Annotated in this window: 13 protein-coding genes; 9 read left to right on the top strand and 4 right to left on the bottom strand. The window is 74.1% G+C overall.

Annotated elements, in window-relative coordinates; translation table 11 throughout:
• The first annotated feature begins 225 nt into the window (after positions 1-225).
• From ACIQR3_RS13225 to ACIQR3_RS13215, 3 genes are read left to right on the top strand one after another with little or no spacing between them, the layout of a single operon-like run.
• Positions 226-492, top strand: a complete 267-nt coding sequence (locus ACIQR3_RS13225) for a hypothetical protein (RefSeq protein ID WP_403537924.1) — start codon at positions 226-228, stop codon at positions 490-492.
• Positions 493-2631 (top strand): 4-alpha-glucanotransferase, encoded by a 2139-nt coding sequence (malQ, locus tag ACIQR3_RS13220; protein ID WP_403537923.1) that lies wholly within the window; start codon positions 493-495, stop codon positions 2629-2631.
• A gap of 9 nt (positions 2632-2640) precedes the next feature.
• Positions 2641-2928: a hypothetical protein gene (locus ACIQR3_RS13215; protein ID WP_403537921.1), complete on the top strand. Its 288-nt coding sequence runs from the start codon at positions 2641-2643 to the stop codon at positions 2926-2928.
• Between the two features lie 97 nt (positions 2929-3025).
• Here ACIQR3_RS13215 and ACIQR3_RS13210 read toward each other — a convergent pair whose 3' ends face one another.
• Positions 3026-3649: a TetR family transcriptional regulator gene (locus ACIQR3_RS13210; RefSeq protein ID WP_403537920.1), complete on the bottom strand. Its 624-nt coding sequence runs from the start codon at positions 3647-3649 to the stop codon at positions 3026-3028.
• 135 nt (positions 3650-3784) lie between these two features.
• Between ACIQR3_RS13210 and ACIQR3_RS13205 the strand changes: the two genes are divergently transcribed.
• Positions 3785-5284, top strand: coding sequence for an FAD-dependent monooxygenase (locus ACIQR3_RS13205; protein ID WP_403537918.1), 1500 nt, complete (start codon positions 3785-3787; stop codon positions 5282-5284).
• 59 nt (positions 5285-5343) lie between these two features.
• Here ACIQR3_RS13205 and ACIQR3_RS13200 read toward each other — a convergent pair whose 3' ends face one another.
• The gene (locus ACIQR3_RS13200; RefSeq protein ID WP_403537916.1) at positions 5344-5670 is read right to left on the bottom strand and encodes a hypothetical protein; all 327 of its coding nucleotides are present in this window, start codon (positions 5668-5670) and stop codon (positions 5344-5346) included.
• 201 nt (positions 5671-5871) lie between these two features.
• Between ACIQR3_RS13200 and ACIQR3_RS13195 the strand changes: the two genes are divergently transcribed.
• Complete coding sequence (locus ACIQR3_RS13195; protein ID WP_215167665.1) at positions 5872-6387, top strand: SigE family RNA polymerase sigma factor; 516 nt, start codon at positions 5872-5874, stop codon at positions 6385-6387.
• 8 nt (positions 6388-6395) lie between these two features.
• Positions 6396-6881, top strand: coding sequence for a hypothetical protein (locus ACIQR3_RS13190; RefSeq protein ID WP_403537914.1), 486 nt, complete (start codon positions 6396-6398; stop codon positions 6879-6881).
• Between the two features lie 138 nt (positions 6882-7019).
• Here the strand turns inward: ACIQR3_RS13190 and pepN are convergent, their stop codons facing one another.
• Positions 7020-9590, bottom strand: a complete 2571-nt coding sequence (gene pepN / locus ACIQR3_RS13185) for an aminopeptidase N (RefSeq protein ID WP_403537912.1) — start codon at positions 9588-9590, stop codon at positions 7020-7022.
• 111 nt (positions 9591-9701) lie between these two features.
• On the opposite strand from pepN, the gene ACIQR3_RS13180 reads away from it, so the two are divergent.
• Entirely contained in the window at positions 9702-10214 is a 513-nt protein-coding gene (locus ACIQR3_RS13180; protein ID WP_403537910.1) for a DUF1203 domain-containing protein, read from the top strand.
• Here the strand turns inward: ACIQR3_RS13180 and ACIQR3_RS13175 are convergent.
• A complete protein-coding gene (locus tag ACIQR3_RS13175) occupies positions 10175-11191 on the bottom strand; it encodes an aspartate-semialdehyde dehydrogenase (RefSeq protein WP_403537908.1) in 1017 nt (338 codons plus the stop codon). The two genes, ACIQR3_RS13180 and ACIQR3_RS13175, sit on opposite strands and share 40 nt — an antisense overlap.
• Before the next feature lie 365 nt (positions 11192-11556).
• On the opposite strand from ACIQR3_RS13175, the gene ACIQR3_RS13170 reads away from it, so the two are divergent.
• Positions 11557-12096: an RNA polymerase sigma factor gene (locus tag ACIQR3_RS13170; protein WP_403537906.1), complete on the top strand. Its 540-nt coding sequence runs from the start codon at positions 11557-11559 to the stop codon at positions 12094-12096.
• Between the two features lies 1 nt (position 12097).
• Complete coding sequence (locus ACIQR3_RS13165; protein ID WP_403537905.1) at positions 12098-12922, top strand: hypothetical protein; 825 nt, start codon at positions 12098-12100, stop codon at positions 12920-12922.
• The last annotated feature ends 49 nt before the right edge of the window (positions 12923-12971 follow it).

Below are 12971 nucleotides of genomic sequence, written 5' to 3'. Positions count from 1 at the left end.
ACCGAGTACATGTACTGAGTGAATAGTGGGCGGCGGGGCGCGTCGGCGCGTCGGACGTTTTGTCCCGGCGTGGGCGGGGAGGGATGGCCCGTTCGTCCCGGTCCGGTGGGTGACCTCCCTCGGGGAGTGTGACCAGGGTCACGTTGGCCGGGTCGGGGCGTCTGGTTACGCATCTGCTGGGTAGGGCTGCGATTACCCCTGGCCGTACCCGACAAGGAGGCCTTCGTGGCTGCACACCTCACCTTCCCCTCCCCCTCCAAACCTTCGGCGGAGCAGTCCGCCGAAACCGAGGACGTGTTCGGGGCGCCGGACGCGTACGCCGAGCCGCCGCTCACCAGCGAGCCGCCGCTGCCCGATGCCGAGCCGCTCACCAGTGAGTCCCCCTTTCCCGACGTCGTGCCGCTGACCAGCGAGTCCTCGCCCGAGTTGACCGCGGTCGTACCGGAACAGGGCACCGCCTCGTTCGCCGTCCCGGAACCCGCGAGGCCGTAGGTGGCCGCTCCCCGGCCGCCGGACGGGCCCCCGGCCCCGTCCGAGGAGCTGGCCCGGCTCGCCGAGCTGTACGGCGTGGCCGCCTCGTACCGGCCCTCCCCGGACCGCACGGTCGCGGCCTCCGCCACCGCCCTCACCCGCGCCCTGGCCGCCCTCGGCGTCGACGCCGGCGGCCCGGCCGGCGTGCGGGCCGCGCTCGCCGCCCGCACGGACGAACTGCGCGCCGCCCTGCTGCCGCCGACCGTCGTGTGGTGGACCGACGGTCCCGTGCCCGAGGCGCTGACCGCGCTGGAGCCGGGGACCCGGATCGGCGTCGACACCGAGCAGGGGGAGACCCGTACGGAGGTCAGCGGGGTCAGCGGCCTGCCGCCCGGCGTGCACCGCCTCACCGCCACCGCGCCCGACGGACGCGTCGCCCGCTGTCACCTGATCGTCGCCCCGCCCCGGCTGCCCGCCCCGCCCGACCGCTCCCACGGGCTGCTCGTCCAGCTCTACTCCCTGCTCTCCCAACGTTCCTGGGGCATGGGCGACCTCGGTGACCTCGCGGAGTTGGCCGCCTGGGCCGGGCGCGCGCTCGGGGCGGGGTTCGTGCAGGTCAACCCGTTGCACGCCGCGGTGCCCGGGGCGCCCGGCGAGCCCACCGACCCCTCGCCGTACCGGCCCTCCTCGCGCCGCTTCCCCGACCCGGTGCACCTGCGGATCGAGGACGTCCCCGAGTACCGGTACGCCGGCGACCGCGCCCGTCTCGACGGCCTGCTGGAACGGGCCGGGCGGCTGCGCGCGCACGTGCTGAGCGGCCCGGAGGCGCTGATCGACCGGGACGCGGTGTGGGCGCTGAAGAAGGAGGCGCTGGAACTGCTCCGCGAGGTGCCGCTCGGGCCCGGCCGCCGGGCCGCCTACTGCGACTACCTCGCCGCCCAGGGGCAGGCCCTGGAGGACCACGCCACCTGGTACGCGCTGGCCGAGGCGCACGGCCCCGACTGGCGGCGCTGGCCGGCCGCACTGCGCGACCCCCGTTCCGCCGGCACCGCCCGCGCCCGTACCGCGCTGCGGGACCGCGTCGACTTCCACGCCTGGCTCACCTGGCTCACCGAGACCCAGCTCACCGACGCCCAGCGCACCGCCCGCGAGTCCGGGATGCCGGTCGGCATCGTGCACGACCTCGCGGTGGGGGTGCATCCGGTGGGCGCCGACGCGTGGGCGCAGCAGGAGTACTTCGCCGCGGGCATGTCGGTGGGCGCCCCGCCGGACGCCTTCAACGCCCGCGGCCAGGACTGGGGCCTGCCGCCCTGGCGCCCGGACCGGCTCGCGGAGTCCGGTTACGCGCCCTTCCGCGACCTGCTGCGCGCCCTGTTCCGCTACGCCGGCGCCCTGCGCATCGACCACGTCATGGGCCTGTTCCGGCTCTGGTGGGTACCGCAGGGCCTGCCGCCCACCGAGGGCGCCTACGTCCGCTACGACGCCGAGGCCATGCTCGCCGTACTGGTCCTGGAGGCGTCCCGGGCCGGGGCGGTGGTGATCGGCGAGGATCTGGGCACCGTGGAGCCGGGGGTGCGGGAGGCGCTGCGCGAGCGCGGGGTGCTCGGCACCTCCGTGCTGTGGTTCGAGCGGGACTGGGAGGGCGACGGGCGGCCGCTGCCCGCCGACCGCTGGCGGGCGGACTGCCTGGCCACCGCCACCACCCACGACCTGCCGCCCACCGCCGCCCGCCTCACCGGCGAGTACGTCGGCCTGCGCGACCGGCTCGGCCTGCTCACCCGTCCGGTCGAGGAGGAACGGGCGGAGGCGGCGGCCGACGCGGGGGAGTGGCTCGGTCTGCTCGCCCGGCTGGGCCTGCTGCACGGCACCGGCGGCGGCACCGACCCCGCCGCCGAGGAGGCCGGCGTCCAGGCCCTGTACCGCTTCCTGCGCGCCACCCCGGCCCGCATGGCCGGCGTCTGGCTGCCGGACGCGGTCGGCGACCGCCGCCCGCAGAACCTGCCCGGCACCTGGGACCAGTACCCGAACTGGCGGCTGCCGATCGCCGATGCCGAGGGCCGGCCGATGACCCTGGAGGAGCTGGCGGCCTCGCCCCGGCTGCACGCGCTGATCGACGCCGTACGGCACCCCGGGCGCGCGGGGCCGGGGGGCGTTCGCTAACTTGGGGACGTGGACAAGAAGAACGCCTTGCGCGCCGGCACCCTGGCGGCCGGTACGACGCTGATGATGCTGCTCATGTCGTCCCCCGCGCTCGCGCTGACCCGCGACGACGGTGACGACCCCGGCACGGGCCTGAGCGTCATCGAGACGCTGGGCCTCTATGTCTTCGCCCCGATCGTGCTCTTCGCGGTCATCGCGGGGCTGGTCATGGTCCTGGACCGCTCCAAGGAGGAGCACCGGGTGACCAGCCGCAACATCAAGACCCGGGAGACCATGGAGAAGGCCGCCAAGGCCTGACACACCGGTCGCCTCCCGTCGAGGGCGCCTGCCGCGGGCAGGCGCCCTCGACGTGTGTCAGGGGGCGTGCCCCCCTCTTGTGCACCCCTCTTCACGCTCACGGGCTCGGCGCGGTGAGGTAGCGCTGCACGGTGGGGCCCAGCCACGCCACGACCTCCCCTTCGGACAGGTCCACGGCCGGCGGGATGCGCAGTACGTAGCGGGTGAGCGCCATCCCGAGGAGCTGGGAGGCGATCAGCGCGGCCCGGGTCGGGGCCTGTTCGGGGTCCGGGCAGACCCGCTGGGCGACCGGCAGCACCTGGTCGCGGAAGATGCCCCGGGTGCGCTCGGCGCCGTCGGCGCTCAGGGCGCCGGCCCTGAGGACGGCCGTCAGCACCTCGTTCTTCTCCCAGAGGGAGAGGAAGTGCCGGACCAGGGCCGCGCCCACGGCGTCCCGGGGGAGGGCGGAGACGTCGGGCAGTCTCAGGTCCACGGAGACGGCCGCCGTGAAGAGGCCCTCCTTGCTGCCGTAGTACCGCATCACCATCGAGGGGTCGATCCGCGCGTCGCGTGCGATGGCGCGGATGGTGGCGCGGTCGTAGCCGTCGACGGCGAAGCGCTCGCGGGCGGCTTCGAGGATCGCGGCGCGGGTGGCGTCGGAGCGGCGGGCGGGCGGCGGGTCGGCGGGGGACGAGGGATCGGCGGCTGGCGGGGGAGTGGCTGGCGGGGGAGTGGCTGGCATGTGCTCCAGCGTAGGCCAACAGGCGTAGGCCAACAACTGTTGACAACGGCTTCTAGCGGCTCCTACGGTGACAACAAGCGTTGGCAACGCGTGTTGGCAAACAGTCGTTGGCAAGCAGTCGCCAGGAGGCTCCCCATGAACGGCACGCCCCGCACCACGCCCGACACCACCATCGACACCGGCACTGACTCCGGCACCGGTACCGGTACCGGCACCGTGATCGTCGTAGGCGCCGGTCCCACCGGCCTGCTCCTGGCCGGTGACCTCGCCGCCGCCGGCGTCCCCGTCACCCTCGTGGAGAAGCGCCCCTCTCGGATCAGCAACCTCTCCCGAGCCTTCGGACTGCACGCCCGCAGCATGGAGCAGCTCGACGCCCGCGGCCTCGCCGAACCGCTGGAGGCGATCGGCCACCGGCTCGAACGCATCCGCTTCTTCGACCTCCGCCTCGACTTCACCACCCTCCCCTCCCGCTTCAACCACGTCCTGATGGTTCCGCAGTACGAGGTGGAGAAGGTCCTGCGGCGGCGCGCGGTGGAGGCGGGGGCGGAACTCCGGTACGAGACGGAGGTGACCGGGCTGCGCCAGGACCCGTCGGGGGTCACCGTCGCCGTACGCGGGCCGGACGGGAACCCCGGCGAACTGCGCGCCCGGTACGTCGTCGGCGCCGACGGCGTGCGCAGCGCCGTGCGGCACGCGGTCGGGCTGCCCTTCCCCGGCCGTGCGGTGATCCGCTCGGTGGTCATCGCCGACGTGCGGTTCGCCGAGGAGTACGGCGCGCAGCTCACCGGGGACTCCGTCCCGGGCGCCTTCGTCGTCGTCGCGCCCTTCGGCGACGGCTACCACCGGGTCGTCGGCTGGCAGCGCGAGCGCAACGTCCCCGACAGCGAGCCGGTCGACCTGGCCGAGGTCAAGGAGCTGGTGCGCCGGGTGACGGGCCGGGACTACGGCATGCACGACCCCCGCTGGCTCTCGCGTTTCCACAGCGAGGAGCGCCAGGTGCCGGCCTACCGGGTCGGCCGGGTCTTCCTGGCCGGTGACGCGGCGCACGTGCACAGCCCGGCCGGCGGCCAGGGCATGAACACCGGCCTCCAGGACGCGGCCAACCTGAGCTGGAAGCTGGCGGCCGTCCTGCACGGCCGGGCGCCGGAGACCCTGCTCGACAGCTACCAGTCCGAACGCCACCCCGTCGGCCGGGCGGTCCTGCGCAGCAGCGGCGGCATGATCCGCCTGGCCATGGCCTCCCGGCCCGGGGCGCGGGCGCTGCGGTCGGCGGCGGTCACGGCACTGGACCACGCGGGTCCCGTGCAGCGCCGGGTGGTCGGTCAGATCGCCGGCGTCGGCTACCGCTACGACGCCCCGCGTGGCGCCCACCGCCTCACCGGCCGCCGAGTCCCCGATGTGGCCCTCGCGGGCGGCGGACGGCTGTACGAGGCGCTGCGCGGCGGACGGTTCGTGCTGATCTCCCCGGACGCGATGAGGGACGGGGACGGCCGTGCGGACCGGCTCGCGGTGGAGCGCTGGGCGAGCGGGCGCCGTACGGCGGTGCTGGTGCGGCCCGACGGGTACGTGGCCTGGGCGGCCGAGGACCCGGACCCGGCGGCGACCGAGGCGGCGCTCGCCGCGCACGTGGGCTGAGCGGGCCCGTGGCGGTCGGCGCCCCCCGGAGTCCGGGAGGCGCCGACGCTGCTACGGGGTCAGCCCACCGCGTTCGCCCGCTCGGCCGCGGTCAGCTCGGAGACGGGGGTGGCTGCGTCCTGTGCGTGGTCGATGGGGGTGGCTGCGTCCCGTGCGTGGTCGATGGGGGTGGCGGCGTCCTGTGCGTGGTCGATGGGGGTGGCTGCGTCCTGCGCGTGGTCGACCGCGGTGGCGGTCTGCTGCGGGACGGAGACCGGGGTGGCGGCGTCGGCGTCGTGGCCCGTGGCCGCGGAGGCGATGCCGGCCGTGCCCGCGGCGGCCAGGACGGTTCCGGCGGCCAGACTGTACAGGCGGCGGCGGTTCTGCGAGATCTTGCGGTGCTTCAACGTTCGTCCTTCGTCTCGGTCTCGGTCGTGGCCCGCCGCCCGGGGGCGGGAGCCTTTGCGTGAGAGGAGTACGGGGGCGACCGCGGCCGGGGTTGCACGGACTCGCGGAAGAAATCTCTCCGCCGCGCGATGCAACCCCCCGGGACCCGGTCCCCGTATGCCTTACAGGCGGGTCGGTGCGGGAGCGGAAGGTCGGCAAGAGTGAGGGAAGCGGTCCGGGAGCGGGAGTTCCGGGAATTCGCCGAGGCGCGGCAGGCACAGCTGCGCCGCAGCGCCTACCTGCTGTGCGGCGACTGGCACCAGGCGCAGGACCTGACCCAGACCGCCCTGATGAAGCTGTACGCGGCATGGAGCCGGGTCCGCCGGGACGGCAACGTCGACGCCTACGCCCGTACCATCCTCACCCGCACCTTCATCGACCAGCAGCGCAAGGGAGGCTGGCGCGAGGAGCCGGTGAGCGAGCCGCCCGATCTGACCTCTACCGTTTCGGCCACACCGGAGTTGCGCCTGATGATGCGAGAGGCCCTGATGGAGCTGTCACCCCGTTACCGAGCCGTGCTGGTCCTGCGGTTCTGGGAGGACTGGACCGTCGAGCAGACCGCCCAGGCGCTCCGGGTGAGCCCGGGGACGGTGAAGAGCCAGAGCGCCCGCGGGCTCACCCGGCTGCGGGCGATCGTCGAGAAGCTCACCGGCGAGCGTGAACGGACGGCCAGGTGAACCCGGGCATGGACGGACGCGTGGACCGTCACGACGACGAGGCCCTGCACGCCGCGTTCCGGGAGCTGCTGGGCGCCGGCCCGGAGCCCGCGCTGCCCAGCGTCGTCGACGCGGCCGTCGCCGGCGGGCGCCGCATCCGGCGCAGGCGCCGCACGGTGCTCGCCGCGGCGGGTGCCGTCGCGGCGTTGGTCTGCACGGTCACGGCGGCCGCCGTCACACTGTCCGGCGCGGACCCCGGCCCCGCCCCGCCGCTCGCCCCGGCCCGCCCCACGCACCCGGCCCCGTCCGTTCCCACGGAGGTCCCGCCGGCGCTCCCGACGGCAGCCGAGACGGCGGGCCCCGACCCGTCCGCGGCGGACGCGGCGGACCCGATGAACCCCGCGGACCCGACGAACCCCGCGGACGCGGCGGACGCGGCGACCCCGAAGGACGCCGCCGACCCCGTCAGCACGTCGGCGGAACACCCGCAGGCGGAACACCCGTCGGCCCCGTGACACCCGTGACACCCGTGACCCCCGTGACGCGCTGAAGGGCGCCCGGGGAAACTCCCCCGAGCGCCCCGAGCGCCCCGAGCGCCCCGAGCGCCTCCGCGTGCCGTAAGCCCGCGCCGCGCCCCGCGCCCGCGCCCCGCGTCAGCCCGCCGCCGCGTCCGCCGCCTGCGCCCGCAGCGCCCGCTCGACGCCCGAGCGGGACTCCGAGACCAGCCGCCGCAGGGCCGCGTTCGGCCGGGCGGACGCCAGCCACGCGTCGGTCTTGCGCAGCGTCTCCTCCGTCACCTGCACCGCCGGGTACAGGCCGACGGCGATCTGCTGGGCCATCTCGTGCGAACGGGACTCCCAGACACCCTCCAGCACCTCGAAGTACCGGTCCGCGTACGGCGCCAGCAGCTCCCGCTGGTCGGTCTGGACGAAGCCGGAGATCACCGCCTCCTGCACGGCGTTCGGCAGCTTGTCGGAGTCGATCACCGACGCCCACGCCTCCGCCTTGGCCTGCTCGGTCGGCCGGGCCGCCCGAGCCGTCGCGGCGTGCCGCTCACCGGCGGCGGTGCGGTCCCGCTCGTACTCGCCGGCGATCTCCGTCTCGTCGAACCGGCCGACCGCCGCGAGCCGCTGCACGAACGCCCAGCGCAGCTCGGTGTCGACGGCCAGCCCCGCCACGGACCCCGTCCCGTCGAGCAGCGCCTCCAGCAGATCCAGCTGCTCCGGCGTGCGGGCCGTCGCCGCGAACGCCCGCGCCCACGCCAGCTGGTGGTCGCTGCCCGGCGTGGCCGCGCGCAGGTGCGCCAGCGTCGCCTCGGTCCAGCGGGTGAGCAGCGTCTCGCGGGCCGCCGGGTCGGAGTACTGGTCGACGGCCAGCTTGACCTGGCGCTGCAGGGACTGCACGACGCCGATGTCGGACTCCTTGCCGATGCCGGAGAGCACCAGGGAGAGGTAGTCGCGGGTGGCGAGTTCGGCGTCCCGGGTCATGTCCCAGGCCGACGCCCAGCACAGGGCGCGCGGCAGGGACTCGGCGAAGTCGCCGAGATGCTCGGTGACGAACGCCAGCGACTGCTCGTCGAGGCGGACCTTGGCGTAGGAGAGGTCGTCGTCGTTGAGGAGGACCACCGCCGGGCGGCGGGTGCCGACCAGCTGCGGTACGTCGGTCAGCTCGCCGTCCACGTCCAGCTCGACGCGCTCGCCCCGGACCAGCTTGCCGCTGGGGTCGAGGTCGTAGCAGCCGACGGCGATGCGGTGCGGGCGCAGGGTGGGCTCGCCCTTGGCGCCGGCGGGCAGCGCCGGGGCCTCCTGCCGGATGGCGAAGGAGGTGATGTTCCCCTCGGCGTCCGTGTCGATCACCGGGCGCAGCACGTTGATGCCGGCCGTCTCCAGCCACGCCTTCGACCAGGACCTCAGGTCCCGCCCGGAGGTCTCCTCCAGCGCGCCCAGCAGGTCGGACAGGCGCGTGTTGCCGTACGCGTGCCGCTTGAAGTACGCCTGCACGCCCTGGAAGAACGCGTCCTCACCGACGTACGCCACGAGCTGCTTGAGCACGGAGGCACCCTTGGCGTACGTGATGCCGTCGAAGTTGACGAGCACGTCGTCGAGGTCGGTGATGTCCGCCATGATCGGGTGCGTGGACGGCAGCTGGTCCTGCCGGTACGCCCAGGTCTTCATGGAGTTGGCGAACGTCGTCCACGAGTGCGGCCAGCGCGAGCCGGGCGCCGCCGCCTGGCAGGCGATGGACGTGTACGTGGCGAACGACTCGTTCAGCCACAGGTCGTTCCACCACTCCATGGTGACCAGGTCGCCGAACCACATGTGGGCCAGCTCGTGCAGGATGGTCTCGGCGCGCGTCTCGTACGCCGCGTCGGTCACCTTCGACCGGAAGACGTACTGGTCGCGGATGGTGACCGCGCCCGCGTTCTCCATCGCGCCCGCGTTGAACTCCGGCACGAAGAGCTGGTCGTACTTCTCGAACGGGTACGCGTAGTCGAACTTCTCCTGGAACCACTCGAAGCCCTGCCGCGTCACCTCGAAGATCGCGTCCGAGTCGAGGTGCTCGGCCAGCGACGGACGGCAGTAGATGCCCAGCGGCACGCTCTGCCCGTCCTTCTCGTACACGCTGTGCACCGAGTGGTACGGGCCGGCGATCAGGGCCGTGATGTACGACGAGATGCGCGGCGTCGGCGCGAAGACCCAGACGTTGTCCTGGGGTTCGGGGGTGGGGGAGTTGGAGATGACGGTCCAGCCCTCGGGCGCCCGCACGGTGAACTGGAAGGTCGCCTTCAGGTCCGGCTGCTCGAAGCTGGCGAAGACCCGGCGGGCGTCCGGCACCTCGAACTGGGTGTAGAGGTACGCCTGCTCGTCGACCGGGTCGACGAACCGGTGCAGGCCCTCACCGGTGTTGGTGTACGCGCAGTCGGCGACGACCCGCAGGATGTTGCGGCCCTCCAGCAGACCGGGCAGCGCGATCCGGGAGTCCGCGAAGACACTGGACACGTCGAGCTGGTCGCCGTTGAGGACGACCTCGTGGACGGCCGGCGCCACCAGGTCGATGAAGGACGCTGCCCCGTTCTCGGCCACATCGAACCGCACCGTCGTGACAGACCGGTACGTTCCTCCCTCCTGCGCGCCGGAGAGGTCGAGATCGATCTCGTACGCGTCCACGGAGAGCAGCTTCGCCCGCTGCTGCGCCTCTTCGCGGGTCAGGTTTGTGCCAGGCACGCGGTCATCTCCTCGTATGTGTCGTTTCCGTCATCCTTCCACGCGCGCCGGGCCGAACGCGATGTCCGTATCCCGCCGGTACGCGGCGCCGCCGCGCCGCAGCCTGGGGGCATGACGACGTACACCGCACACCCGATCCCGGCGGACACCCTGAAGGAGCTGCGGATCACCGACGACGCGGGACGCGCGGCGGTCCCGTTCACCGACACGGAGGGCGGCGCGCCCCTGCGCTGCTGCCTGCACCGCAGCGCCCCCGGCGACCGGCTCGCGCTGGTGTCGTACGCGCCGCTGCGCCGCTGGGCGGCGGCCACGGGCGCCGACCCGGGGGCCTACGACGAACAGGGCCCCGTCTTCGTCCATGCGAAGGAGTGCCCGGGACCGGACCCGGCTGACGGCGGCCTGCCGTTCACCGACAGCCACCGGGTGCTGCGCCGCTACTCGGCCGAGGGACACATCCTGGGCGGGCGGCTGGTGGAACAGGACTTCGAAGGGGCCCTCAGGGAAGCGTTCGACGACCCGGCCGTGGCGTTCGTCCACGTCCGGGCCGTCGAGTACGGCTGTTTCCACTACGGGGTCGAGCGGCCTCAGCCCTTCAGCTCGGCCGCCACCAGCTCCGCGATCTGAACGGCGTTCAGCGCGGCGCCCTTGCGCAGGTTGTCGTTGGAGACGAACAGGGCGAGGCCGTGCTCGACGGTCTCGTCCGCCCGGATGCGGCCGACGTAGGACGGGTCCTGACCGGCGGCCTGGAGCGGGGTCGGGACCTCCGCGAGGGCCACGCCGGGGGCGCCGCCGAGCAGCTCCTTGGCGCGCTCCACGCTGATCGGGCGGGCGAACCGGGCGTTGATCTGGAGCGAGTGGCCGGTGAAGACCGGGACCCGGACGCAGGTGCCGGAGACCTTCAGCTCCGGGATCTCCAGGATCTTGCGGGACTCGTGGCGGAGCTTCTGCTCCTCGTCGGTCTCGAACCGGCCGTCGTCGACGATCGACCCGGCCAGCGGCAGCACGTTGTACGCGATCGGCGCGACGTACTTCTCCGGCTCGGGGAACTCGGCCGCGCCGCCGTCGTGGGTGAGCTTCGGCGCGTCCTCGCCGACCTTCTTGACCTGCTCGAACAGCTCGTCCACACCGGCCAGACCGGAACCGGACACCGCCTGGTACGTGGCGACGACCAGCGCTTCGAGGCCCGCCTCGGCGTGCAGCGGACGCAGCACCGGCATCGCGGCCATCGTGGTGCAGTTCGGGTTGGCGATGATGCCCTTGGGGCGGGAGGCGATCGCGTGCGGGTTGACCTCGGAGACCACCAGCGGCACGTCCGGGTCGCGGCGCCACGCCGAGGAGTTGTCGATCACGACCGGGCCCTGCGCGGCGACCTTCTCGGCCAGCGCCTTGGAGGTGGCGCCGCCCGCCGAGAACAGCACGATGTCCAGGCCGGAGTAGTCGGCGGTGGCCGCGTCCTCCACCGTCACCCCGTCCAGCTCCTTGCCCGCGCTGCGGGCGGAGGCGAACAGCCGCAGCTCGGTGACCGGGAAGCTCCGCTCGCCGAGGATCCTGCGCATGACCGTGCCGACCTGTCCGGTGGCTCCGACGATTCCGACCCTCACGGCGACTCCCTTGCGTGACCTGCGTGCGTCCGGCCTGTGTGGCCGGGACTTTTCCATCGTGCGAACTTTTCCATCATGCGGTCATCCCCGGCCCACCTGTCCACCGCATTCCCCGGTGACCTGGCCGAACGGGCCCCGACGGCCCGGAGCGCGACCGTCGTCCCTGCGGCCACACCCCTGCCGAGCTGCAGGAATTAACCCGCCGAGGCCCCGGCGCCGCAAGCTGTGCTGCCTCGCCCCTGCCCCTTTCGTCCCGGCCCACACCGGGTGTGACGTACGCCTCGGTGCGAAGCGGCGGTTGCGGGGCGAACGTTTCCGCCCGCTGCGGCGTCGTAGGGGAAACGCGGCGAGGGGAGGGGTGGCCGGTGCTGCGCAGAAAGGTCCGCCGAGGGGCGGGGGCGGCGGGGGAGGCCGTCGGCGACGATCCGCTGGACGCGGCCCAGGAGCGCCGGGTGCGGGCGGTGCTCGCGCTCGGCGGGGTACCGCAGGCGGACCTGCCGGACGGGGTGCAGCAGGTCCGCCTGCGGCTGCTGGAGCGGGCGGCGAGCGGCCAGGAGGCGCCGCGTGACGTCTCCGCGTGGGCCGCCGTCGTCGCCTCCAACCTCGCCATGGACTGGCACCGGGCCAAACGCCGCCAGGAGCGGATCGGTGAGCGCCTCGCCGCGCTGCGCCAGAGCGGCCACCCCTCCGGCGAGGACACCAGCCTGCTCTCCCTCGCCGTCGCCCGGGGCCTGGACGCGCTGCCCGACGCCCAGCGCCAGGTCGTCGTCCTGCGCTTCTACGCCGATCTGCCGGTGCGCGGCATCGCCGAGGAGCTGGGCGTCCCCGAGGGCACGGTCAAGAGCAGGCTGCACACGGCGGTACGGGCCCTGCGCGCCCGGCTGCACGAGGACGAGGTGGTGTGACGTGGCCGCCGAGCACGACCCGTACGACGGGTATGACGGGTATGACGGGTACGACGAGCGCGACGCGTACGACGAGCGCGACGCGTACGACAAGCACGACGCGTACGACAAGCACGACGCGTACGACAAGCACGACGCGTACGAGGGTGCCGCTCCCGACGACGCGCTGATGGCCGCCATCCTGGGCGAGCCGCTGCCGCCGGGGTCCGCCGAGGCCGCCGACGTGGCGGTGCTGCGGGAGCGGCTGGGGGTCCTCGGGCGGGTCCTCAGCGAGCCCTCGCCTCCACGGGAACCGGCCCCGGCCCCGGCCGCACTCCACCCCCGTCCCCGCCCCCGGCGCCACCGACGGAACCTGGCCCTCGGCGCGCTCGCCGTCGCCTGCGCGGGCGCGTTCCTCTCCGGCATGGCGTGGCTGGTGACGCAGGCCGGGGGCGGCGGTGCCGAGGACGCGGGGGCCTCCAGCGCCCAGGCCGACTCCGGCGCCAAGGAGCCCGTCGTCCCCTTCGGCAGCCCCGCCTACCTGGCCTGCGCCCGGCTGGTCGCCGAGGGCACGGTGACCGGGGCCGGACCGGCGCCCGGGGAAGCGGGCCGGCGGATCACGGTGGAGATCACCCGGCAGTACGCGCCCGAGAAGGCGTCGCGCGAGGTCACCTTCCTGACCGGGCAGGGCACCCGCGCCCCCGGCGTGGGCGACCGCGTGCTGTTCGGGCTCCCGGCGCACGGCGTCCACCCGGACGCCCTCTTCGTGGGCGAGGCCGAGATCGCCCCGGAACGCGCCCGCGTCACCGCCGCCCTGCCGGAGGCCCGCGCCCTCACGTGCGAGTGACGCGAGAGAAAGGGGGCGGGCGCCGAAGCACCCGCCCCCTCCTTCCGCG

This window comes from Streptomyces sp. NPDC090994, from assembly GCF_044768905.1.
GTDB lineage: Bacteria > Actinomycetota > Actinomycetes > Streptomycetales > Streptomycetaceae > Streptomyces.
The sequence above is the reverse complement of the archived record's forward strand: the minus strand, read 5'-3'. Positions and strand labels throughout refer to the sequence as shown.